The sequence below is a fragment of the Pseudomonas xionganensis genome (assembly GCF_009763245.1).
Classification (GTDB): Bacteria; Pseudomonadota; Gammaproteobacteria; order Pseudomonadales; family Pseudomonadaceae; genus Aquipseudomonas; species Aquipseudomonas xionganensis.
Map to the genome: position 1 here is coordinate 1,662,618 of NZ_WKJZ01000001.1, position 22,357 is coordinate 1,684,974.

General features: G+C 62.6%; 19 protein-coding genes. 13 read left to right on the forward strand and 6 right to left on the reverse strand.

Annotated elements, in window-relative coordinates:
- The first annotated feature begins 1 nt into the window (after position 1).
- Both thrC and GJV18_RS07635 read left to right on the forward strand, forming a co-directional pair.
- A complete protein-coding gene (thrC, locus tag GJV18_RS07630; protein ID WP_160344114.1) occupies positions 2-1,411 on the forward strand; it encodes a threonine synthase in 1,410 nt (469 codons plus the stop codon).
- 190 nt (positions 1,412-1,601) lie between these two features.
- Positions 1,602-2,336 carry a substrate-binding periplasmic protein gene (locus tag GJV18_RS07635; protein ID WP_160344116.1) on the forward strand — a complete coding sequence of 245 codons (735 nt, stop codon included), beginning with the start codon at positions 1,602-1,604 and terminating at the stop codon, positions 2,334-2,336.
- Here the strand turns inward: GJV18_RS07635 and GJV18_RS07640 are convergent.
- Entirely contained in the window at positions 2,333-3,532 is a 1,200-nt protein-coding gene (locus GJV18_RS07640; RefSeq protein WP_160344118.1) for a CaiB/BaiF CoA transferase family protein, read from the reverse strand. The genes GJV18_RS07635 and GJV18_RS07640 overlap by 4 nt on opposite strands.
- A gap of 244 nt (positions 3,533-3,776) precedes the next feature.
- On the opposite strand from GJV18_RS07640, the gene gtfA reads away from it, so the two are divergent.
- From gtfA to recJ, 3 genes are all read left to right on the forward strand, one after another.
- Complete coding sequence (gene gtfA, locus GJV18_RS07645; RefSeq protein ID WP_160344120.1) at positions 3,777-5,219, forward strand: sucrose phosphorylase; 1,443 nt, start codon at positions 3,777-3,779, stop codon at positions 5,217-5,219.
- Between the two features lie 68 nt (positions 5,220-5,287).
- Complete coding sequence (locus tag GJV18_RS07650) at positions 5,288-5,827, forward strand: YaeQ family protein (RefSeq protein ID WP_160344122.1); 540 nt, start codon at positions 5,288-5,290, stop codon at positions 5,825-5,827.
- 120 nt (positions 5,828-5,947) lie between these two features.
- On the forward strand, positions 5,948-7,660 hold the full coding sequence (gene recJ, locus GJV18_RS07655) for a single-stranded-DNA-specific exonuclease RecJ (protein ID WP_160344124.1): 1,713 nt from the start codon (positions 5,948-5,950) through the stop codon (positions 7,658-7,660).
- Positions 7,661-7,667: 7 nt separating this feature from the next.
- Here recJ and GJV18_RS07660 read toward each other — a convergent pair whose 3' ends face one another.
- On the reverse strand, positions 7,668-8,345 hold the full coding sequence (locus GJV18_RS07660) for a transglutaminase-like cysteine peptidase (protein WP_178113419.1): 678 nt from the start codon (positions 8,343-8,345) through the stop codon (positions 7,668-7,670).
- 388 nt (positions 8,346-8,733) lie between these two features.
- Between GJV18_RS07660 and GJV18_RS07665 the strand changes: the two genes are divergently transcribed.
- Positions 8,734-9,423: a tellurite resistance TerB family protein gene (locus GJV18_RS07665; protein WP_160344126.1), complete on the forward strand. Its 690-nt coding sequence runs from the start codon at positions 8,734-8,736 to the stop codon at positions 9,421-9,423.
- Between the two features lie 39 nt (positions 9,424-9,462).
- On the opposite strand, the gene GJV18_RS07670 is transcribed toward GJV18_RS07665, so the two are convergent.
- Positions 9,463-11,100, reverse strand: coding sequence for a sensor domain-containing diguanylate cyclase (locus GJV18_RS07670; protein ID WP_160344128.1), 1,638 nt, complete (start codon positions 11,098-11,100; stop codon positions 9,463-9,465).
- A gap of 232 nt (positions 11,101-11,332) precedes the next feature.
- Between GJV18_RS07670 and prfB the strand changes: the two genes are divergently transcribed.
- From prfB to GJV18_RS07695, 5 genes are all read left to right on the forward strand, one after another.
- Positions 11,333-12,428 (forward strand): peptide chain release factor 2 gene (gene prfB / locus GJV18_RS07675; protein ID WP_160344130.1). Its coding sequence is split into 2 segments (ribosomal slippage): positions 11,333-11,404 and positions 11,406-12,428, totalling 1,095 coding nucleotides; the frame shifts between segments, so codons are not numbered across the junction.
- A 48-nt stretch (positions 12,429-12,476) separates the two neighbouring features.
- Positions 12,477-13,994 (forward strand): lysine--tRNA ligase, encoded by a 1,518-nt coding sequence (lysS, locus tag GJV18_RS07680; RefSeq protein ID WP_160344132.1) that lies wholly within the window; start codon positions 12,477-12,479, stop codon positions 13,992-13,994.
- A gap of 180 nt (positions 13,995-14,174) precedes the next feature.
- Entirely contained in the window at positions 14,175-14,888 is a 714-nt protein-coding gene (locus tag GJV18_RS07685) for a TetR/AcrR family transcriptional regulator (RefSeq protein ID WP_160344134.1), read from the forward strand.
- Between the two features lie 26 nt (positions 14,889-14,914).
- Positions 14,915-15,466 (forward strand): hypothetical protein, encoded by a 552-nt coding sequence (locus GJV18_RS07690; RefSeq protein ID WP_160344136.1) that lies wholly within the window; start codon positions 14,915-14,917, stop codon positions 15,464-15,466.
- A gap of 12 nt (positions 15,467-15,478) precedes the next feature.
- The gene (locus tag GJV18_RS07695; protein WP_160344137.1) at positions 15,479-16,774 is read left to right on the forward strand and encodes a flavohemoglobin expression-modulating QEGLA motif protein; all 1,296 of its coding nucleotides are present in this window, start codon (positions 15,479-15,481) and stop codon (positions 16,772-16,774) included.
- A 54-nt stretch (positions 16,775-16,828) separates the two neighbouring features.
- On the opposite strand, the gene GJV18_RS07700 is transcribed toward GJV18_RS07695, so the two are convergent.
- The 3 genes from GJV18_RS07700 to plsB all read right to left on the reverse strand — a co-directional run bounded on the left by GJV18_RS07700 (position 16,829) and on the right by plsB (position 20,419).
- Positions 16,829-17,506, reverse strand: a complete 678-nt coding sequence (locus GJV18_RS07700; RefSeq protein ID WP_160344139.1) for a DUF4197 domain-containing protein — start codon at positions 17,504-17,506, stop codon at positions 16,829-16,831.
- Between the two features lie 49 nt (positions 17,507-17,555).
- Positions 17,556-17,783 carry a hypothetical protein gene (locus GJV18_RS07705; RefSeq protein WP_160344141.1) on the reverse strand — a complete coding sequence of 76 codons (228 nt, stop codon included), beginning with the start codon at positions 17,781-17,783 and terminating at the stop codon, positions 17,556-17,558.
- Positions 17,784-17,935: 152 nt separating this feature from the next.
- Positions 17,936-20,419 (reverse strand): glycerol-3-phosphate 1-O-acyltransferase PlsB, encoded by a 2,484-nt coding sequence (gene plsB, locus GJV18_RS07710; RefSeq protein ID WP_160344143.1) that lies wholly within the window; start codon positions 20,417-20,419, stop codon positions 17,936-17,938.
- A gap of 277 nt (positions 20,420-20,696) precedes the next feature.
- Between plsB and GJV18_RS07715 the strand changes: the two genes are divergently transcribed.
- Together GJV18_RS07715 and GJV18_RS07720 are read left to right on the forward strand one after the other, a co-directional pair.
- Positions 20,697-21,620 carry an ABC transporter ATP-binding protein gene (locus GJV18_RS07715; protein WP_160344145.1) on the forward strand — a complete coding sequence of 308 codons (924 nt, stop codon included), beginning with the start codon at positions 20,697-20,699 and terminating at the stop codon, positions 21,618-21,620.
- Entirely contained in the window at positions 21,617-22,351 is a 735-nt protein-coding gene (locus tag GJV18_RS07720) for an ABC transporter permease subunit (RefSeq protein WP_160344147.1), read from the forward strand. Before GJV18_RS07715 ends, GJV18_RS07720 begins: the two co-directional genes overlap by 4 nt.
- Positions 22,352-22,357 lie beyond the last annotated feature (6 nt).

A 22,357-nucleotide genomic window follows, 5' to 3' on the forward strand; every position in this document is an offset into this window, starting at 1 on the left:
AATGCGCTATATCAGTACCCGTGGCCAGGCACCGGCCCTGAACTTCGAAGATGTGCTGCTGGCCGGCCTGGCCAGTGATGGCGGCCTCTATGTGCCGGAGAATCTGCCGCGTTTTACCGTTGAGGAAATCGCCTCCTGGGCCGGCCTGCCGTACCACGAACTGGCCTTCCGGGTGATGCGTCCCTTTGTCACCGGCAGCATCAGTGACGCGGACTTCAAGCGAATTCTTGAGGAAACCTACGGTGTGTTCGCCCATAACGCCGTGGCGCCGCTGCGCCAGCTGAACGGCAATGAGTGGGTGCTGGAGCTGTTCCACGGCCCGACCCTGGCCTTCAAGGATTTCGCCCTGCAGCTGCTCGGTCGTCTGCTCGACCATGTGCTGAGCAAGCGGGGCGAGCGCGTGGTGATCATGGGGGCCACCAGCGGCGACACCGGCTCGGCGGCCATCGAGGGCTGCAAGGCCTGCGAACACGTCGACATCTTCATCATGCACCCGCACAACCGGGTGTCCGAGGTGCAGCGCCGGCAGATGACCACCATCCTCGGCGACAACATCCACAACATCGCCATCGAAGGCAACTTCGATGACTGCCAGGAGATGGTCAAGGCCAGCTTCGCCGACCAGGGCTTCCTCAAGGGCACCCGTCTGGTGGCGGTCAACTCGATCAACTGGGCGCGGATCATGGCCCAGATCGTCTACTACTTCCATGCCGCACTGCAGCTGGGTGGCCCGGCCCGTTCCGTTGCCTTCTCGGTGCCCACCGGCAACTTCGGTGACATTTTCGCCGGGTATCTCGCGCGCAATATGGGCCTGCCGATCAGCCAGCTGATCGTCGCGACCAACCGCAACGACATCCTGCACCGCTTTATGTCCGGCAACCGCTACGACAAGGACACCCTGCACCCGACCCTGTCGCCGTCCATGGACATCATGGTCTCGTCCAACTTCGAGCGCCTGCTGTTCGACCTGCACGGGCGCAATGGCGCTGAAGTGGCGCGCCTGATGGATGGCTTCAAGGCCAGCGGCAAGCTGGCGGTGGAGGATGATCGCTGGACCGAGGCGCGCCGCCTGTTCGACTCCCTGGCGGTGGACGATGCGCAGACCTGCGCCACCATCGCCGAGGTTCACGCCGAATGTGGCGAGTTGCTCGACCCGCACACTGCCATCGGTGTGCGTGCGGCCCGCGAGTGCCGCCGCAGCCTGGCCACACCCATGGTGGTGCTGGGCACCGCGCACCCGGTCAAGTTTCCGGAAGCGGTGGAAAAGGCCGGTATCGGTGCGGCTCCGGCATTGCCGCCGCATCTGGCCGATCTGTTCGAGCGCGCCGAGCGTTGCACGGTGCTGGCCAATGACCTGAAAACCGTGCAGGGCTTCGTCGCTCAACATGGTAATCGTGGCAAGCCACTGTAACTGGCGCGTAATAAAAACCGGCTCCGATGGCCGGTTTTTTTTGCCTGGCTGCAGGGCGGCTAAGCTATAACGGCCTTGCGCAAACAGGGTGTCGGATGCTGGTGATGCGCTTGGGTCGAGTGCCTGTGGCCAGGGCGAGGGCGCAAGCATGCGGATCGGATGACCGTGGACTGATGTTGAGGGTGTGCTGATGCAAGGGTTTGTCAGGGCCTTACTGCTGTACTGCGTGGTCTGCATCTGGGCGAACGCCCAGGCGGCAACCTTTGAAGTCGGGTTCTATGACTATCCGCCGATGATGATCGAGGACGGTCGGCAGGGCATTTATCAGGATATCTTCGACGAATTGGCCAAGCTCACCGGTGATCAGTTCAATATCCAGTACTACCCCTACCCGCGCATAGGCCTGCTGTTCAATGCCGAGAAACTTGACATAGAGCCGGGTGTTTATCCGGGCTGGGTACACAATCAGCCGGTTCCCGGGGTGTTCTCTGTACCTTTTGGCAAGGTAGTCGATGTCATGGTCTTTGCGCCGGGCAAACGCTTTCCGGTCAAGGGCCCCGAGGATCTGCGCGGCAAGTCGGTGGGGCTGGTACGAGGTTATGCCTATCCGGATCTACTGCCCTTGATCAAGGCGGGGCAGATTGATCGGCGCAATGCGCTGAACGAGGCGCAGTTGCTGGAGATGCTGGCCAGAATGCGTTTTGATCAGGTCGTGATCAATAAGGCCGTTGTGCAGTACAGCGTGCTGCAGATACCGGAATACCGTGATCTGGAAATAGGCGATGTGATGAGTGCGTTCGATGTCAGCATGCGTGTGCAGCCGCGGCATGAGGCGTGGCTGGAGAAGCTGGACGCCGCCTTGCTGGTGCTCAAGAAGCAGGGTGTTATCGAGCGGATCTACGCCAAATACGGTGTCTATCTCTAGAGGGTGCCGGCCTGGCGCAAGGCCTGTATCTGTTCGGCGCTATAGCCCAGAGCCTGCAGAACCTCGTCATTGTGCTCGCCCAGCCGGGGGCCTACCCAGTCCACACCACCCGGGGTCTCGGACAGCTTGGGCACGATGCCGGGCATCTTGAAGGGTTTGCCATCCGGCAGACTGGCCGAGAGCAGCATCTCCCGGGCCAGAAACTGCGGATCCGTGAACATGTCTTCGGCGGAGTAGATGCGACTGGCCGGCACCTCGGCCTGCTGCAGGGTCTTGAGAACCTGCTCCAGGCTGTGGGCGCCGACCCAGCGGTCGATCACCCCATAGAGTTCGTCACGCCTGGCATCGCGGCCATCGTTGCTGGCCAGGTCTGCGGCGTTGGCCAGGTCTTCACGCTCGATGGCCTGCATAAAGCGCTTGAAGATGGCATCACCGTTGGCGCCGATCTGAATGTGTTTGCCATCGGCCGTGGTGTGGATGGAGGAGGGCGTGATGCCCGGCATGATATTGCCGCTGCGCTCGCGGATAAAACCGAATACATCGAACTCCGGCACCATGGATTCCATCATGGCGAAAATGGCCTCATACAGCGCCACGTCCACCACCTGGCCGCTGCCGCCGTTGACTTCGCGCTGGCGCAGGGCCATCAGCGCGCCGATCACCCCCCACAGGGCGGCAATGGAGTCGCCGATGCTGATGCCGGTGCGTACCGGCGGCCTGTCCTCGAAACCGGTGATATAGCGCAACCCTCCCATGGACTCGCCCACCGCGCCGAAGCCCGGCTGATCCTTCATCGGCCCGCTCTGACCAAAGCCCGACAGGCGCACCATGACCAGCTTGGGGTTGAGCGTATGCAGCACGTCCCAGCCCAGGCCGAGCTTCTCCAGCACCCCGGGGCGGAAATTCTCGATCAGGATGTCCGCCTCGGCCAGCAGCTGCTTCAGCACCTCGCGCCCGGCTTCATGCTTGAGATTGAGGGTGATCGAGCGTTTGTTGCGCGCCTGCACAAACCACCACAACGAGGTGCCCTCATACAGCTTGCGCCATTTGCGCAGTGGGTCGCCGCCGTCGGGTGATTCCACCTTGATCACCTCGGCGCCAAATTCGGCACAGATGCGTGAGGCAAACGGCCCGGCGATCAGGGTGCCGAGTTCGATGACTTTGAGGCCGGCGAGGGGCTTGCTAGGGGGGATCATGGAGGCTCCTGGGTGACAGCGGCTGGCGTAGCCTATTGCATTGTGGCGGGGGAGGCTATGGACCTGCTGTCTCCTGTTGACGAGATAAATACGCGGCCATTGATCCTGCGCTTGTGCCGGCCGCCTCTTGCTGCGAGTTTGAGAGGCTGCAGGCGCTTTACGCCGGCTGCGGTTGGGTGGTGCTGACTTGACGTATGCGCTCAGCCTGCTTTAACGGATGCTAGGCGCCGAAGGAGGAAGACGCATGGGGCTGCGTAATGCCGTTCAGCTGATCACCTATCCGGATCGCTTCGGCGGCAACCTGGCCGAACTGTATAGCTTGCTGGATCGTCACCTGGCCGATGCCGTCGGCGGGGTGCATATCCTGCCGTTGTACCCATCCAATGCCGATGCCGGCTTTTCGCCGCTGACCCATATGCAGGTGGACCCGCGTTACGGCGACTGGGCCGATGTCGAGCGCATTTCCGCGCGCTTCGACCTCTGTGTCGATCTGATCATCAGTCACATTGCCGATGAGTCGCCGCAGTTTCTCGACTTTATCGCCCGGGGGCAGGCGTCACCCTTTGCCGAGCTGTTCGTGCAGGTCGACAAGCTGGGTGAGATCAGCCTGGAAGATCTGGCCAAGATCCATATCCGCAAGGAGAAGGAGCCCTTTCGCGCGGTGCAGCTGGCTGACGGCAGCCAGTGTCGGGTCTGGTGTACCTTCACCGAGCGGCAGATTGATCTGAACTATGAGTCCGCGCAAACATACCGGCTGATGGAGGAGTACATGGCCTTCCTCGCCGCCCGCGGGGTCAGGCTGTTCCGCCTGGATGCGTTTGGCTATACCACCAAGCGCATTGGCAGCAGTTGCTTTCTGGTCGAGCCGGATGTCTACCGGATCCTCGAATGGTTTCGCGATACCGGGGCCAAATATGGCGCCGCGATGCTGCCTGAGGTGCACGACCATATCAGCTATCAGTACGCCATCTCGCGGCGCGCTATGCATCCCTATGCCTTCGCCTTGCCGCCTTTGGTGCTGTACAGCTTCCTGGCCGGCAACAGCCGCTACCTCAAGCAGTGGCTGCGCATGTGCCCACGCAACCAGATGACCGTGCTCGATACCCACGACGGCATCTGCATTCCCGATGTTGAAGGGCTGTTGCCGGAGGCGGAGATCCGCTATCTGGTCGATGAGGTGTCGGTGCGCAGTGCCGATCCGATCATGCGTCGTTCGGCGGTCAATGTGCATAGCGTGGGGGCCATCTATCAGCTGACCTGCACGTTTTATGAAGCGCTGATGCGCAACGATGAAGCTTATATCGCGGCCAGGGCCATCCAGTTCTTCACGCCCGGTATTCCCCAGGTCTATTACGTCGGCCTGTTGGCCGGCTGCAACGATTTCCAGCTGGCCGAGGCAAGCGGTGAGGTGCGCGATATCAATCGTCATCGCTACAGCCTGGATGAGGCTGAGCAGGCGCTGCAGCAACCGCTGGTCCAGCGTCTGCTGGCACTGATGCGCTTTCGCAACCAGCATCCGGCGTTCGCCGGGCGCTTCGAGCTGATCCAGTCCAGCGACAGCAGCCTGGCCATGGCCTGGCGCCACGGCCAGCACTATTGCCGGCTGCAGGTGGAGCTCAGTACCAGCCAGGCCATCATTCACTATTGCGACCCGGATGACGGGAGTGAACGGCAACTGCGCTGCTGACTGCAGGCCCGGCAACTCGCATTTCGGGTTAGACTTGGCGACTTTCCGATCAGCCAAGAAGCCCCTCCATGGCCCTGCCGTCGACCACCTACAAAATCGAACTGAACCTCACCGACATGGACCGCAGTGTCTACGAGAGCCTGCGTTTCACCGTGGCCCGCCACCCTTCTGAGACCGAGGAGCGCCTGGCCGCGCGGCTGGTTGCCTATGCCCTGTTCTACCACGAGCAGCTGGCCTTCGGCCGGGGCCTGTCGGATGTGGATGAGCCGGCGCTGTGGGAGAAGAGCCTGGATGGCCGCGTGCTGCACTGGATCGAGGTGGGCCAGCCGGACAGCGAGCGCATCACCTGGTGCTCGCGGCGTACCGAGAAGTTCAGTCTGGTGGCTTATGGCAACCTGCGCGTCTGGCAGACCAAGGAGCTGGATCCGGTACGCAGCCTGAAGAACATCAATGTGGTGGCCCTGGATCAGGAGGCCCTGGCCGCCCTGGCCCTGGATATGCCGCGTTCGCTGAACTGGAGCGTGATGATCAGTGATGGCGAGCTGTTCGTCACCGATGAGCGTGGCCAGCATGAGTTGCCGATCGAGTGGTTGATCGGCGAGCGCTGAGCCGATGGGATCAGTCGGGTGGACAACGCTTTTTTCGTCCCCCTGCGCCCGCGCACCTGGTGGACGGATGAAGCGTCGTCCACCCTACGAATCTACACCTGATAAAGCGACATCCTGCCCATGCGTATCGAGTCCCGTCCGCTGCCCCAAAACCTGCCTGACCTGGGCAATCTGCCGCCTCTGCTGACCCGTCTGTATGCCGCCCGCGGCGTGCAGTCGGCGGCCGAACTGGACAAGGGCCTGGCGCGTTTGCTGCCCTATCAGCAGATGAAGGGCATGGAAGCGGCCGTCGAGCTGCTGGTGCAGGGCTTGCAGCAAGGTCAGCGCATGCTGATCGTCGGCGACTTCGATGCCGACGGCGCCACCGCCAGCACGGTGGGGGTACTGGGCCTGCGCATGCTCGGCGCCGCCCATGTCGATTACCTGGTGCCCAATCGCTTCGAGTATGGCTATGGCCTGACCCCGGAAATCGTCGCGGTGGCGCTGGAGCGTCAGCCCGAGCTGCTGATTACCGTGGACAACGGCATTTCCAGTGTCGAGGGCGTGGCCGCAGCCAAGGCTGCCGGGCTCAGGGTGCTGGTCACCGATCACCATTTGCCGGGGCCGGAATTGCCGGCGGCCGATGCCATCGTCAATCCCAATCAGCCGGGTTGCGAGTTCCCCAGCAAGGCCATGGCCGGGGTCGGGGTGATGTTCTATGTGCTGCTGGCCCTGCGTGCCCGTCTGCGCGAGCTGGGCTGGTTTGGCCCGCAGCGGGTCGAGCCCAACCTGGCCGAGCTGCTGGATCTGGTGGCGTTGGGCAGTGTGGCGGACGTGGTGCCGCTGGATGCCAACAACCGCATCCTGGTCCATCAGGGCCTGGCGCGCATCCGCGCCGGCCGCGCGCGCCCGGGCCTGCGCGCGATTCTCGAAGTGGCCGGACGCGACCATCGGCGCATCACCTCCACCGATCTGGGTTTTATCCTCGGCCCGCGGCTGAATGCAGCCGGGCGGCTGGACGATATGAGTCTGGGCATCGAATGCCTGCTCTGTGAGGATGAGGCCCAGGCCCGGGATATGGCGGTGCAGCTCGATCAGCTCAACCAGGATCGCAAGGCCATCGAGCAGGGCATGCAGCGCGAGGCCCTGGCCCAGCTCAAGGATCTGCCCCTGGAGGACATGCCCTTCGGTCTGTGCCTGTTCGAGGCCGACTGGCACCAGGGGGTGATCGGCATCCTCGCCTCGCGCATGAAGGAGCGCTATCACCGCCCGACCATCGCCTTTGCCGATGCCGGCGAGGGCGTGTTGAAAGGCTCGGCGCGCTCGGTGCCGGGTTTTCATATCCGCGATGCCCTGGACGCCGTGGCGGCCCGCCATCCGGGGTTGATCAGCAAGTTCGGCGGGCATGCCATGGCCGCCGGCCTGTCACTGCCGGCGTCCAACTTCGGCGCCTTTGCCGCCGCCTTCGATGCCGAGGTGCGGCGTCAGCTGGTTGAGGATGATCTGACCGGGCGACTGCTGTCCGATGGCAGCCTGTCGATCGAGGAGTTCCATCTGCCTTTGGCCAAGGAGCTGCGCAATGCCGGGCCCTGGGGTCAGCATTTTCCCGAGCCGCTGTTCCATGGCGTGTTTCAGCTGGTGCAGCAGCGCATCGTTGGCGAGCGCCACCTCAAGCTGGTGCTGAAAAGCGAGTGCGGCAGCCTGCAGCTCGATGGCATCGCCTTCAATATCGACCGCGAGCAGTGGCCCAATCCCACGGTGCGCTGGGCAGAGCTGGCCTACAAGCTGGATGTCAACGAATACCGTGGGCAGGAAAGCGTGCAGCTGCTGGTGGCGCATATGGCGCCACGCTAGCGAGCTGTCAGCTGCGGGGCGCCGTGGCGGCCGAGCCGTCGGCAAGGGCGCGCTCGTTGAGCTCGCTCCAGCGGGCGAGGAACTGCGGCGGCTGACTGACCCGCTGCGGCGCCTTGGCCAGGAATACGCCGAGGTCGTTGAAGGCATACACCGGCAGCAGGTCGCTGCGTTCACTGGCGGGGCGGATCTGCGCATCGAGGTTGTCGAGAATCAGCGGTTGCGCATCCGGGCTGGCGTAGTAGGCCAGCACCATATGGGCCTGGTTCTGTCTGAGGGCTTTGACGAAGGTCAGGCGCAGCTTGGCGCTGGGAATGCCCAGGCGCACCAGGCTGAAATACTTGGCGATGGCGAAGTCTTCACAGTCACCCAGGCCGCGGCTCAGGGTCTCGGCCGGGGTGGCCCAGTAGTCGTTCTGGCCCCAGGCCTGCTGGTCGCTGACAAAGCGCACCGAGCGGTTAACAAAGCGATTGACCTGCTGCAGCAGGGCCCGCTCATCACTCTCGCCCGCGTTCTGCAGCAGCACGTCCCAGCTGGCCAGGCGCGCCGCGCTCTGGGCATCACTCAGGGCGCTGAAGGCGGGCGATGGATTATTGGCAATGGCCTGCGGGCTGAGCAGGCAGCCACCCAGCAGCATGCCGGCCAGGGTCTTCAGGCAGAATTTCCGGTAAGTCGAGGACCGTAACATCGTTTCCCCTCGGGCTCAGGCGCTTATTGGCCTTTGGCCACTCTCTTCTTGTGCTGCCATCCTATCGGCGTCAATTACAAAACAGCTATGGGCGTTTTGTGACGGTGACCAATATTTGACATTTTTCCTGCCGGATACCCGACGAACTGCTCGGCTCTTATGGGTTTTCTGGCGCCAGTAATTTTTTGTTCGAATTTGCACGGCCTACGACGAACCGCGACGCCTCGCCTGGGCTGAAAAGTCGGTATCTTGACTTTCCATCCCGGCCCAGATGCTTTGAGCAAAGAGCGGGCCAATCTTTCTCGCGCCGCTTGGCTTTAGGTGTGGGGAAACTCGCAAGGCATTCGGTGGGTCTGAAATCTGGTCATTTACGTTGAGGGCGGTGCCAATGAATACCCGTGGTTTGCTGGATCAGTTACTCAAGTCGGGTCAGGATCTGCTCGGCAAGCAGGGCAGCGGGGCTGCCGGAAAAAAGACGGGCGTGGATCTGGGCAGTTTGCTCAGCGGTGCCGGTGGCGGCGCGTTGGCGGCGGGGGCCATGGGCCTGCTGCTAGGCAACAAGCGGGCGCGCAAGCTGGGCGGCAAGGCCCTGACCTATGGCGGCCTGGCCGCCCTCGGGGTGATTGCCTACAAGGCCTATGGCAACTGGCAGGCACAGCAGGCCAGTGCGCCCCGGCATGAGCCGCAGACCCTGGATCGCCTGCCGCCGGCAGAGGTCGAACAACACAGCCAGGCGGTGCTCAGGGCCCTGGTCGCGGCGGCCAAGGCCGATGGTCATATCGATGCCCGCGAGCGCCAGCTGATTGATGGCGAACTGGCCAAGCTCGACTCGGATGGTCAGCTGCAGCAGTGGCTGCAGGTCGAGCTGAACAAACCGCTGGATCCGGCGGAGCTGGCGCGGGCGGCGAGCACACCGGAAATGGCCGCCGAGATGTATGTGGCCAGTGTGCTGATGGTGGATGAGGAGCACTTTATGGAGCGCGCCTATCTGGATGAACTGGCGCGTCAGCTCAAGCTGGAGCCGGCGCTCAAGGCCGAGCTGGAAGCCCAGGTGCGTCAGGCGCAGGACGCTGCGTAAGCCTCTTTCCTCGGGACTTGGCGGCTGGGTTGGGTTCGGTCAGGTGGGCGCCGCCGCATAGAAGACCACGCAGTTGCGTCCGGCATCCTTGGCCTGGTACAGGGCCTGGTCGGCCAGCTGCAGGGTGGCGGCAATATCCCCATGGTCGTTTGGCCAGAGCGCGCCGCCAATGCTGCAGCCGATCTGCACGCTGTGGCCCTCCAGTTGCACCGGCGCCTTGAGGGCCAGCAGGGTGCGCTCGGCCACCATCTGCGCCTGGTCCTGGGCCGTTTCACTGGGGACCTGCAGCACCATCAGAAATTCATCGCCACCCAGGCGCGCCACCAGGTCCCCTTCACGCAGGCCGTTGCGTAGCCGGTTGGCGACCTCCTGCAGCAATAAATCGCCTGCGGCGTGGCCGAGCTTGTCATTGATCGGTTTGAAACCATCCAGATCCAGGTAGAGCAGGGCCAGGCAGCGATTGTGCTGGTGGCACTGCTGCTGCGCCTGGGGCAGGTAGTGCTCCAGGGCTATGCGGTTGGCCAGACCGGTCAGGCCATCCTGGTGGGCCAGGGTCTGCATGGCGCCCAGGGCGTGATGATGATGGGTCAGACTCTCCACCAGATGGCGGATGGAGTGGCTCAGGGTTTCGATTTCGTGGGTGCTGCGAATATCCGGAATCACTGCAATCTCACCCGCGCTCAAACGATCAGCCGCTTCGGCGATCTGGCGCAGAGGACGGGTGAAATAGCCGGTCAGCAGCCAGCCCAGCAAGGCGAACAGCAGGGCCAGCAGACTACCCCACAGGAGGATATTGAAGGTGGTTTCACGCACTGGCGCATAGGCTTCATCCAGTGACTGGCGGGCGATTACGATCCAGCCCAGGCCCTCGTAGGCCTTGTAGCCCTGGCTGGTGGCAATGCCGGTCAGGTATTCCTTGCCATCCGGCCACTGCTGTACGGCCCAATGGTTGTGCGGCGGGTTGCTGACCAGCAAGGCGGGCAAGGTCAATTGCTGACCGATCATCTCCTTGGGCGCCAGCAGCACCGTATGATCCTGGCCGATTACAAAGAATTCGACCTGACGACGTTGCTGAATGGGCTCCAGAATGGCCAGGCGTACCTCGTCGGCCCAGGCCCATGACAGGTGCGAGGCCAGTACGCCGACCAGTTGGCCTTCCTGGTCAAGCACTGGCAGGCTGATATCGACAAACTTCATCGCCTCGCCCGTTGGATTGGGCAGCAGCTTGGCCAGTAGCACGGCTTCATGCACATCGCCGATAAACAGCCCCTTGCTGCCTTCCAGAAAGACCGGGCGATGACCGATATTGACGCCCTCCAGAATGCCGTTGCTGGAGGCCAGCACCTGGCCCTGCTCGTCGGTGTAGCCGATCCAGGCAATGCTGGGGAAGTTGCTCTGCAGGCGGTCGAGCAGATTGCGCACTTCAGCTATGTCCTGGCCTTCGCGCAGGGCGCGCAACTGGCCCAGTACCTGGAGCATGCCGGCGCGGCTTTCCATGTCGCGGTCCAGGCGGTCCACCATCATGTAGGACACTTCCGCCAGGTCGCGGCCCACTTCCTCACGAATGCGCTGGCTGCTGTCCATGCCGATCAGGGTGCCCAGCAGCCAGCTGAGTGCCGTTACCAGCACGGCGATGGTAATGGCAAAGCGGCTGCGCAGGCTGTGGGATGAATGCATGCTGGATCTGTTCCTGAGCAGTCAAGGCTGTGGTTAACCATTCCCTGGCAGCGGCCCCGCATACTCCTGTGTCTTCGGCGCGAGGGGAGGCTGTGATTTTCCTGTAGTGAGTGTAGTGCGCCATCGGTCTGTCAGTTGGTGATCCACTGCCGATTGCGTGGTGCCAGGGGTGGCGGGAGTCGGGTATACTCGCCGGCTTTTCCGAAAGTTTGACTTGCGAGTGCCGACTACCATGGAAATCAATCCGATCCTCAATGCCATCAAGGATCTGTCCGAGCGCACCCTCAGCATTCGGGGGTATCTTTGACTACGATCACAAGCATGATCGTCTGGTCGAAGTAAACCGCGAACTGGAAGACGCCGGCGTCTGGAACAAGCCCGAGTACGCGCAAGCCCTGGGCCGTGAGCGCGCCATGCTGGCGCAGATCGTCGAAACCATCGACGACCTCACCGGCAGCCTGGCCGATTCCAAGGATCTGCTGGAGATGGCCGCCGAGGAAAACGACGAAGGCGCGGTGAATGACATCGTCGTCGAAGTCGAGCGCCTGCGCGAGATCCTCGAGAAGCTCGAATTCCGCCGCATGTTCAGCCATGAGATGGACCCGAACAACTGCTACCTGGATATCCAGGCCGGCTCCGGCGGCACGGAAGCGCAGGACTGGGCCAATATCCTGCTGCGCATGTACCTGCGCTGGGCCGACAAGCGCGGTTTCAATGCCGAGATCGTCGAGCTGTCCGAAGGCGAAGTCGCCGGCATTAAGGGCGCCACCGTGCATATCAAGGGCGAGTACGCCTTCGGCTGGCTGCGCACCGAGATCGGTGTGCACCGCCTGGTGCGCAAGAGCCCGTTCGACTCCGGCGCCCGTCGCCACACCTCGTTCTCGGCGGTGTTCGTATCCCCCGAGATCGACGACAAGGTGGAGATCGAGATCAACCCGGCCGACCTGCGTATCGACACCTACCGCTCCTCCGGTGCCGGTGGTCAGCATGTCAACACCACCGACTCGGCGGTGCGGATTACCCACGTGCCGACCAACACCGTGGTGGCCTGCCAGAACGAGCGCTCCCAGCATGCCAACAAGGACACCGCCATGAAGATGCTGCGGGCCAAGTTGTACGAGCTGGAGATGCAGAAGCGCAACGCCGCCTCCCAGGCGCTGGAAGACAGCAAGTCGGATATCGGCTGGGGCCACCAGATCCGTTCCTATGTGCTCGATGACTCGCGCATCAAGGATCTGCGTACCGGCGTCGAGCGTAGCGACTGCCAGAAGGTCCTCGACGGTGACCTCGATGGCTACCTTGAGGCCAGCCTGAAACAGGGCCTGTAACCCTTACCTAATTCCATTTGTATTTACGCGCCAGGCAGACAGACGACCATGAGCGACCAACAACTCGACCCACAAGCCCTTTCCCACGAAGAACGGCAGCATGAAGAAAACAAGCTGATTGCCCAGCGCAAGGAAAAGCTGGCTGCCATTCGTGAGCAGGGCAACGCCTTCCCCAACGATTTTCGCCGCGACAACTACTGCGCCGACCTGCAGAAACAGTACGCCGAATCGAGCAAGGAAGAGCTGGCCGAGGCCGCCATCCCGGTCAAGGTCGCCGGGCGCATCATGCTCAACCGCGGCTCCTTTATGGTGATCCAGGACATGACCGGGCGTATCCAGGTCTATGTCAATCGCAAGACCCTGCCGGCCGAAATCCTGGAAGCGGTCAAACACTGGGACCTGGGCGACATCATCGCCGCCGAGGGCACCCTGGCCCGTTCCGGCAAGGGTGACCTGTATGTGGAAATGACCGACGTGCGCCTGCTGACCAAGTCGCTGCGCCCGCTGCCGGACAAGTTCCACGGCCTGACCGATACCGAGCAGCGCTATCGTCAGCGTTATGTCGACCTGATGGTCAACGAGGAGGTGCGTCACAGCTTTCGCGTGCGCTCCCAGGTGATCGCCCATATCCGCCAGTTCCTGATGCAGCGCGATTTCCTCGAAGTGGAAACGCCGATGCTGCAGACCATCCCTGGCGGCGCCGCAGCCAAGCCCTTCGAGACGCACCACAATGCCCTGGATATGCAGATGTTCCTGCGTATCGCCCCGGAGCTGTACCTCAAGCGGCTGGTTGTGGGTGGTTTTGAAAAGGTCTTCGAGATCAACCGCAACTTCCGTAACGAAGGCGTCTCGACCCGGCACAACCCCGAGTTCACCATGCTCGAGTTCTACCAGGCCTACGCCGACTACGAAGACAACATGGACCTGACCGAGGAGCTGTTCCGCGAGCTGGCCATGCTGGTGCTGGGCAGCACCGATGTGCCCTACCAGGGCAAGGTGTTCCACTTCGGCGAGCCGTTCGCGCGCCTGTCGGTGTTCGATTCCATCCTCAAGTACAACCCGGACATCAGCGCCGCCGACCTGCAGGATATCGACCGCGCCCGGGAGATCGCCAAGAAGGCTGGGGCCAAACTGCTCGGTCACGAAGGCCTGGGCAAGCTGCAGGTGATGATTTTCGAGGAGCTGGTCGAGCACAAGCTGGAGCAGCCGCACTTCATCACCCGCTACCCCTTCGAGGTGTCGCCCCTGGCGCGGCGCAGCGACGATGACCCGAGCGTCACCGACCGCTTCGAGCTGTTTATCGGTGGCCGCGAGATCGCCAACGCCTACTCCGAGCTGAACGACGCGGAAGACCAGGCCGAGCGCTTTATGCAGCAGGTGGCCGACAAGGATGCCGGCGACGACGAGGCCATGCACTTTGACGCCGACTTCGTCCGCGCCCTGGAATACGGCATGCCGCCTACCGCCGGTGAAGGCATCGGTATCGACCGCCTGGTGATGTTGCTCACCGATGCGCCGTCTATTCGGGACGTGATCCTCTTCCCGCATATGCGTCCGCAGGCCTGATGGCCATAAAGCCGCCTACGGGCGGCTTTTTTATGTCCGCCATCCGTATACGTCTGGCCTGTGCTGACTGCTTGGGGAGAGGTTTGTGTGCAACAGGGCCCGACGGGCCTTCACAGCCTGGACTATTTTTCAGCAAGAGCTGTCCAAGCGTGCATTGAAACTCGAAAGGAAACCTTAGCCGTGACTGCCAAACCCGCACAGGAAAGTGCCACCGAATTGGCCCATGCCGTGGTCGAAAGCGTTCAGTACCAGGGCCGCAAGGCCAGCCGCCAGGGCAGCGAGCAGCGTCGCCAGGCCATTCTCGATGCCGCCATGCGCATTATCGTGCGTGACGGGGTGCGTGCCGTACGCCACAGGGCCGTGGCCGCCGAGGCCCAGGTACCGCTCTCGGCCACCACCTATTACTTCAAGGATATCGATGACCTGATCACCGATACCTTCGCCCAGTTTGTCGAGCGCAGCGCCGCCCATATGGCGCAGTTCTGGAGCAGTACCGAGGGCCTGCTGCAGAGTCAGGTGGCCAGCCTGGACGGCAGCGCCGAGGCGCGCCGCCGCCTGGCCAGCGATATCGCCCGGCTGGCGGTGGAGTATGTGCGTAACCAGCTGTTGCAGCGCCGCGAGCATCTGCTGGCCGAGCAGGCCTTTCAGCAGGAAGCGCTGCTCAACCCACGCTTGCACGAACTGGTGCGCGCCCATCGCAGGATCCTGTTGCAGGGCGTGACCCATTTCTTTGAAGTACTGGGTAGCGAGCAGCCTGAGCAGGATGCCAAGCTATTGACGGCCATTATCGTGCGCATGGAGTATCAAGGCCTGCTCGATGGTGTCGAGCGCCTGGACAGCGAGGATATGCTGGCCATTCTTAAACGCTATATGCACTTGGTGCTGGGGCTTTGACCCGCACTGCTTTCAAGGAGAGCTCAATGATCGTCTGGCGCGCGCTGTTGGCCGTGTCCTTCCTGCTGCTCAGTGGCTGTCTGGTGACCTTCACTGACCCGATCCCGGCCAACGAGTCGGCGCCCATGCCCCTGCTGGGTGAGTGGGTGCGCAAAAACGAGTGGGGCGAGCAGCTCTACCTGCAAATCACCCGTGCCGGTTCCAATGTCTACAAGGCCAAGTCCTATGTCGACAGCCCGGACAACCTCGACAGTCTGGAAGAGTACGGCTTTACCGTGGCCCACCATGGCCGACGCTGGTACCTGTCGGCGGGCCTGCCGCAGAAGTTCGGTGCCAACTTCGCCATTGCCGGCTTCGAGCTGACCACCGATGGCGAACTGGTGCTGTATAACCTGGATGTCGATCGCATTCTGCAGGACATGCAGCAGGGCACCCTGCAGGGCGAACTGGTGGACATGCGCGAGGCCGAGGGCGTGCTGATCACCAGCCCCCTGGAGCAGGTGTTTGCCTACCTGGATGACCAGGCCAACTCCGATGTATTTATCGAAGCGGCACGTTATCAGCGTGTGGCCGACTGACGGCGAGGATGGATGAACAGTCAAAGCGGTTTGGATGATTATCAACTGACGGTGCGCGCACTGTCAGAACGTATCGTCGAGGCGCAGAACCCGATTCGCGTGCTGGATGCGGTGAAGTGGGACGATCAGGTACGCGCCGATTTCCTCAAACACAAGGGGCGACAGTTGCCGGCGGTGGACCGAGCCTATTACGAAGGCCGCCCCCTGGCCTTCGATGCCGGTGAGAAGAAGCTGGAGTTCCAGAATATCGAGCGCGATATCACCCGCCAGCTCGGCCAGTTCAACCCGGTGGGGCAGATCATGCGGCGCATGTGCCGCGAATACCGCATGGTCATCCGCATGCTCGAAGCCCGTGGCACCGCCGATTTCGGCCTGATCAGCCAGGACCTTTACGGCGCTGCCTCAGACGCCTTTCATGCCGGCGATCCGACCCTGGCCGATCTGGGCCTGATGTTTTCCGACTACCTGAACAATATCGACAGTCGCGGTGACCTCAAGGACGAGCCCAAGACCCTCAATGCCAAGCAGGCCGTGGACCTGCTGCAGCACCGCCTGAACAAGGTGTTCGGCGAAGCCGAAGAAACCATCCGCGTCTTCGAATCCGATGGCATCCTCGCCGACGCGGCGGCGGGCGCCGATTACATCAAGATCCGCAGCGACGCCACCTTCAACGAACGCGACGTCAAGGCCCTGGAGGTGCATGAGGGGCTGGTGCATGTGGCCACCACCCTCAATGGCCTCAACCAGCCGGTGTGCACCTTTCTGGCCAAGGGCCCGCCTTCTTCCACCGTGACCCAGGAAGGTCTGGCCATTCTCATGGAGGTGATCGCTTTCGCCTCCTATCCGACGCGTCTGCGCAAGTTGACCAACCGCACCCGGGCCATCCATATGGCCGAGGAGGGCGCGGACTTTCTCCAGGTATTCGAGTTCTACCGCGAGCAGGACTTTACCCCGGAAGACAGCTACAGCAATGCCAGCCGGGTGTTTCGCGGTTCCACGCCCACGGGCCTGCCTTTCACCAAGGACCTGTCCTATCTGAAGGGCTTTATCATGGTCTACAACTACATCCAGCTGGCGGTGCGCAAGGGCAAGCTGGAGCAGATTCCGCTGCTGTTCTGCGGCAAGACCACCCTGGAGGATATGCGTACCCTGCGCCGTCTGGTGGATGAGGGGCTGGTGGTGGTGCCCAAGTACCTGCCGCCGCAGTTCAGCGACCTCAACTCGCTGTCGGCCTGGATGTGCTTCTCCAACTTCCTCAACCACCTGAGCCTGGACCGGATCGAGGCGGATTACGCCAATATCCTGTAAGGATGCCAGCCGGGTCGCCTGCTGTGTCAGGCAACCCGGCTGGCAGTCGGAGGGTTACAGCGCGCCAAATACCTTCTTGGCCAGGCTGGTGGCCGCGCCCGCCGGGTTCTGGCGGATGCTGGCTTCCTGCTGGGCGATCATCTCGAACAGGCCGTCCAGGGCCTGCTCGGTGACATAACTCTCGATATTGGCGTTTTTCGCATCGATCACGCCAAAGCTGGCGGCCTGACCGGCAAAGGCGTTGTATTGCTGGGCCAGACCAACCTGGGCGGTGGCCTGCTGAACGATGGGCAGGAACTTGGCGCGGATCTGTTCGCGGCTGCTCTTGTTCAGGTACTGGGTGGCCGAATCCTGTGGCCCGGCGAGGATGCTTTTGGCGTCCTGCACGGTCATCTTCTTCACTGCGTCCACCAGCAGGGCCTGGGCCTGGGGTACGGCGGCTTCGGCGGCCTGGTTCATGCTGCTTTCCAGTTGGCTGACCTGGGCGCCCATGCCCATCATCTTCATGGTGCGTGCGGCCTTGCCGAGGTTGCCCGGCAGTTCGATGCGCACATCCGGGTTGTCACTAAACCCGCCCGGTGCGCCCAGTTGCTTGACTGCGACCTGGGCGCCCTGGATCAGGGCGTCCTTGAGGCCGCCGCTGGCGTCGGTCTGGGTCAGGTCGGCCAGGGACAGGGCCATGGCGCTGCTGGACAGCAGCAGGCCGGTGGCCAGGGAAATCAGACGAAGCATGAGGGGCATCCTTGTGCAGTGGGGTGTTCAGCCAGCTTAGCAGGCCTTGTCAGTCGGTATTGGCCTGGCTTAGACGCTGCAGTTCGCGGCGCACCATCTGTGCATATTCGGCGGGCTTGAGGGCATACAACTGGCTGGCTACCCAGGCCAGCCAACGGGCGCCCAGTTCGGCCTTGGCTGCCAGCAGGCGCTGGGCTTCGGCCTCGGCGCGGGCCTGGTTGGCCTGGTGGAACTCGGCGCGCGATGGCTTGGCGGTTTGATCGTTGGCTGGGGTCATGGGCTATCGGATGCGGGTGATTGATCCTGGGATTATCTGCAGAGCCTGCGCCGCGTAGGGTGGATGACGCTCTTTTCATCCACCCTCGCGGCCGATATTGGAGGATGGATAAAGCGTCATCCACCCTAGGGTATTTGCGCTAGGCAGGCCGGTTATACCGGCTCGGCTACATCCTCGTTTCTATCTAGGGCCACCTGGCGGATCGACAGGCGAATTTCCGCCGGCAGCACGCGCTTGGCGGCGCCTTCGACCAGTTCCCCGAGCAGTGGGTGGTGACTGAGCCTGCCGGCTTCGTCCTGACGCAGTACGCCTTGTTCCAGCATGCTCTGGATAAAGTGGCGGAACAGACTCTTGTCGAAGAATTCCGGGGCATTCAGGCCATGCAGGATCGACAGGCGCTGGGCCATCACGGTGCAGAGGTTTTCCAGTTCCTCGGCGCTGATGGCGTTCTGTCCGGCATTCAGCAGCAGGGCGGTGGCCATATAGAAACGTTGCAGGGTCTGCACAATGGCGCGGGCCAGCAGGGTGAGCAGGACGAATTCGCGCGAGCTGGGTGCCGGGCGCACATAGACGTCTCCTTCGACCTTGAGCAGCCCCTGCTCGACAAAGGCCGCCAGCCACTGGTCGATCACCGCTTCCAGCTCGTCCAGCTCCCAGCGGATAAACAGCTCGGATTGCAGGTAGGGGTAGAGTGCCTTGGTAAAGCGCAGGATCTGTTCGCGGCTCATCCGTGCGCTGCTCTGGAAGAAGCTCGCCAGCAGCGCCGGCAGGGCGAAGATATGCAGCACGTTGTTGCGGTAGTAGGTCATCAGCACCGCATTGTGCTCGTCCAGATAGAGGATCTTGCCCAGAGCGTCCTTCTGTTCGGCGAGCAGGTCCATCTTCTGCACGTACTCGATCAGGGCCTGGCCATTGCCCTCCGGCAGGGTGGTGTGGGGCGAGTAGGGCACCCGGCGCAGCAGCGCCAGGTAGAGGTCGAGTACCCGCGCCAGGGCGCCTTCATCCAGGGCCAGCTTGCTGGTGGAGAGCAGCGCCAGGGCCACCAGATTGACCGGGTTGATCGCCGCAGCTTCGTTGAGGTGCTGCGCCACCTTGTCGCCCAGGCGGTTGGTGGCGCTGTTCAGCCAGTCGGGGCGGAACTGCGTGCCGTAATCCTGGGTACGCCAGTCTGGTTGCTCGGCGTCGAGGAACTCGGCCAGCTTGATCGGCTCGCCAAAATTCACCCAGACATGGCCAAAGCGCTGCTTGAGCGCGCCGATAACCTTGAAGATGTCGAAGATCGACTCCTTCTTCTTGCTCGCCCCACGCAGCTCGCCCAGATAGGTGCGGCCTTCCAGCACCCGCTCGTAGCCGATATACACCGGCACGAACACCACCGGCAGGCGGCTGGAACGCAGGAAACTGCGCAGGGTGATGGCCAGCATGCCGGTCTTCGGCTGCAGCATGCGCCCGGTGCGCGAACGGCCGCCCTCGACGAAGTACTCCACCGGGAAACCCTTGCTGAACAGGGTGTGCAGGTATTCGTTGAATACCGCGGTATAGAGCGGGTTGCCCTTGAAGGTGCGGCGCATAAAGAACGCGCCGCCACGCCGTAGCAGGCCGCCGATGATCGGCATGTTCAGGTTGATGCCGGCGGCGATATGCGGCGGCGTCAGGCCGTTGCGAAACAGCAGGTAGGACAGCAGCAGGTAGTCGATATGGCTGCGGTGGCAGGGCACGTAGATCACTTCGTGGCCCTGGGCGACGTCCTGCACGCCTTCGATATGGTTGACCTTGATGCCGTCGTAGATCTTGTTCCAGAACCAGCTCAGCACCAGTTCGAGGAAGCGGATCGCGGTGTAGGCGTAGTCCGAGGCAATCTCGTTACCATAGCGCAGGGCCTGGCTTTCGGCTTTCTCCAGGCTGATGCCCTCGCGCTCGGCCTCTTCGATAATGGCCTGGCGTACCTGCGGGCCGTGAATCAGGCCCTTGACCAGATTGCGCCGGTGCGACACGTCCGGGCCGATGACGGCGGCCTTCTGGTTGCGAAAGTGCACCCGCAGGATGCGCTGCACCATGCGCAGGGTGCGCTCGTGGCCCTTGTCCTGCTCCACCAGCTCGCGCAGATGAATGGGGGTGGAGAACTGCACGCGGGTCTTGCGCCCCAGAATCAGGATGCTGACCAGCCGGCGCAGACGCCCGGTGACCGCCCAGCTGTCAGCGAACAGCAGCTTCCAGGCGCTGGTTTCGCGGTCCGGGGACTGACCCCAGAACACGCTGACCGGCACGATCTGCGCGTCATCCACGGCATGCTGGCTGAGCGCCCCGACCAGGCGCTGCAGGGTAGGGGAGATGCCGCGCTTGTCCTGACGGCCCAGCCAGTCCGGTTCCGGCGTCAGGTAGAAGAAGGCTGCAGGCTCCTCCAGGTTGCCCACTGCGACGGGCAGCACCGGGCGCGGCAGACCGGCCTTGCGGCACTCGGTATCGACCACCGCCAGGTCGCTCAGCGACGGCAGCTGCAGCACATAGAACACCGGCTTGCTGCGGTCGAGCTTGAGGGTAAAGGCCGACTGGTTGATGGTTTCCGAGCGTACCCAGAGGTACAGCACGCGGCGCAGGGTGCCGAAGACAAGGCGACGGAAGGGAGATCGGGTCATGGCGTCAGGAAAACTGTGCAAAACGAGCATTTGCTCGGGGCGCTTAGTGTGCCGGATCGATGGGCTATCGGCAAAATCTTGTAACTGCTTGATTTGCCATGGGTAGCCAGGCTCCCGGGCAGGTTTGTCACGGTCTGTTGCACGCCCGGGCCTTGACCGTCAGGTTCCCGGCTTGCGCAGCCTGCGCGTGACTCCTTATAGTCCGCCGGCACTTAAACGCCCCGCTTGCGCCTGCACGGGTTGCGCGTGGGGCCAGTTACCGCACTGGTGAAAGGCCATGATTGAAATAAGAAACCTGACCAAGCGTTTTGCCCAGCACACCGCCGTGGACAATCTGTCCTTTAGCGTTCAGCCCGGGGAAGTGCTGGGCTTTCTCGGCCCCAACGGCGCCGGCAAGTCCACCACCATGAAGATGCTTACCGGCTTTCTCGCGCCAAGCGCGGGTACGGCCAGCATTCTCGGCTTCGATATCCAGAAAGACACCCTCAAGGCCCAGCAGCAGATCGGTTATCTGCCCGAAGGTGCGCCATGCTACGGCGATATGACCGTGCGCCGCTTCCTTGAATTTATCGCCGAGGTGCGTGGCTACAAGGGGGCCGAGAAGCGCGAGCGGGTGGCCAAGGCGGTGGCTCAGGTCGAGCTTGATGCGGTGCTGGAGCAGAGCATCGAGACGCTGTCCAAGGGCTTCAAGCGTCGCGTCGGCCTGGCCCAGGCGATTCTGCACGACCCCAAGGTGCTGATCCTTGACGAGCCCACCGATGGTCTCGACCCCAACCAGAAGCATCAGGTACGCCGGCTTATCCAGAGCCTGGCCTACGACAAGATCGTCATCATCTCCACCCATATCCTCGAAGAAGTCTCCGCTGTGTGCACCCGCGCGGTGGTGATCGCCCAGGGCAAACTGCTGGCCGATGGCACCCCGCTGGAGCTGGAAAGCCGCTCGCGCTATCACCAGGCCGTCACCCTGGTGGCCGATGCGCCGCTGGATCAGGCCGCGCTGGCGGCCTTGCCGGGCGTGGCCGGGGTGGAAGAAAACGCCCTGGAGCACAGCCTCAGCGTGCTGGCCAAGCCGGGCGAGGTGATCTTCCCCCAGGTCAATGGGCTGATTGCCGAGCGTGGCTGGAAGATCAAGGAATTGAATGTGGAGCGCGGTCGGCTGGATGAAGTGTTCCGCAGTCTGACCCGTGGGGAGGTGGTATGAGTCAGTTGCCGGTGATTTTCAAACGCGAGCTGGCGAGCTACTTCGCCACGCCGCTGGCCTATGTGTTTATCCTGATCTTCCTGGTGCTGTCCGGGGTGTTCACCTTCTACCTCGGCGGCTTCTTCGAGAGTGGCCAGGCCAACCTCTCGGCCTTCTTCAACTTCCACCCCTGGCTGTACCTGTTCCTGGTGCCGGCCATTGCCATGCGCCTGTGGGCCGAGGAGCGCAAGAGCGGCACCATCGAGCTGCTGATGACCCTGCCGATCACCCGCTTCGACGCGGTTACCGGCAAGTTCCTCGCCGCCTGGGCCTTTGCCGGCCTGGCGCTGCTGCTGACCTTCCCCATGGTGATCACCGTCAACTACCTGGGCGAGCCGGACAACGGCGCCATTCTCACCGGCTATATCGGCAGCTGGCTGCTGGCCGGCGGCTACCTGGCCATCGGCTCGTGCATGTCGGCCCTGGCGAAGAACCAGGTGATCGCCTTTATCCTGGCGGTCAGCCTGTGCTTCCTGTTTATCGTCAGTGGCTTTCCCATGGTGCTCGACGGCTTCAGTGGCTGGGCGCCGCAATGGCTGGTGGATGCCGTGGCCTCGCTGAGCTTCCTGACCCGTTTCGATGCCATCAGCAAGGGCGTGATCGATCTGCGCGACCTGCTGTATTTTCTCACCCTGATCGCCGCCTGGTTGGCTGCGACTGCAGTGGTCATCGACCTGAAGAAAGCGGACTGAGGACGC

Bases quoted from the DNA above. Each gene is read 5' to 3' on its own strand.
- gtfA (WP_160344120.1), top strand. From the start codon at position 3,777: ATGGGGCTGCGTAATGCCGTTCAGCTGATCACCTATCCGGATCGCTTC.
- recJ (WP_160344124.1), top strand. From the start codon at position 5,948: ATGCGTATCGAGTCCCGTCCGCTGCCCCAAAACCTGCCTGACCTGGGC.
- GJV18_RS07635 (WP_160344116.1), top strand. From the start codon at position 1,602: ATGCAAGGGTTTGTCAGGGCCTTACTGCTGTACTGCGTGGTCTGCATC.
- GJV18_RS07715 (WP_160344145.1), top strand. From the start codon at position 20,697: ATGATTGAAATAAGAAACCTGACCAAGCGTTTTGCCCAGCACACCGCC.
- GJV18_RS07660 (WP_178113419.1), bottom strand. From the start codon at position 8,345: ATGTTACGGTCCTCGACTTACCGGAAATTCTGCCTGAAGACCCTGGCC.
- GJV18_RS07665 (WP_160344126.1), top strand. From the start codon at position 8,734: ATGAATACCCGTGGTTTGCTGGATCAGTTACTCAAGTCGGGTCAGGAT.
- GJV18_RS07700 (WP_160344139.1), bottom strand. From the start codon at position 17,506: ATGCTTCGTCTGATTTCCCTGGCCACCGGCCTGCTGCTGTCCAGCAGC.
- lysS (WP_160344132.1), top strand. From the start codon at position 12,477: ATGAGCGACCAACAACTCGACCCACAAGCCCTTTCCCACGAAGAACGG.
- GJV18_RS07690 (WP_160344136.1), top strand. From the start codon at position 14,915: ATGATCGTCTGGCGCGCGCTGTTGGCCGTGTCCTTCCTGCTGCTCAGT.
- GJV18_RS07720 (WP_160344147.1), top strand. From the start codon at position 21,617: ATGAGTCAGTTGCCGGTGATTTTCAAACGCGAGCTGGCGAGCTACTTC.
- GJV18_RS07640 (WP_160344118.1), bottom strand. From the start codon at position 3,532: ATGATCCCCCCTAGCAAGCCCCTCGCCGGCCTCAAAGTCATCGAACTC.
- GJV18_RS07650 (WP_160344122.1), top strand. From the start codon at position 5,288: ATGGCCCTGCCGTCGACCACCTACAAAATCGAACTGAACCTCACCGAC.
- GJV18_RS07705 (WP_160344141.1), bottom strand. From the start codon at position 17,783: ATGACCCCAGCCAACGATCAAACCGCCAAGCCATCGCGCGCCGAGTTC.
- plsB (WP_160344143.1), bottom strand. From the start codon at position 20,419: ATGACCCGATCTCCCTTCCGTCGCCTTGTCTTCGGCACCCTGCGCCGC.
- thrC (WP_160344114.1), top strand. From the start codon at position 2: ATGCGCTATATCAGTACCCGTGGCCAGGCACCGGCCCTGAACTTCGAA.
- GJV18_RS07695 (WP_160344137.1), top strand. From the start codon at position 15,479: ATGAACAGTCAAAGCGGTTTGGATGATTATCAACTGACGGTGCGCGCA.
- GJV18_RS07670 (WP_160344128.1), bottom strand. From the start codon at position 11,100: ATGCATTCATCCCACAGCCTGCGCAGCCGCTTTGCCATTACCATCGCC.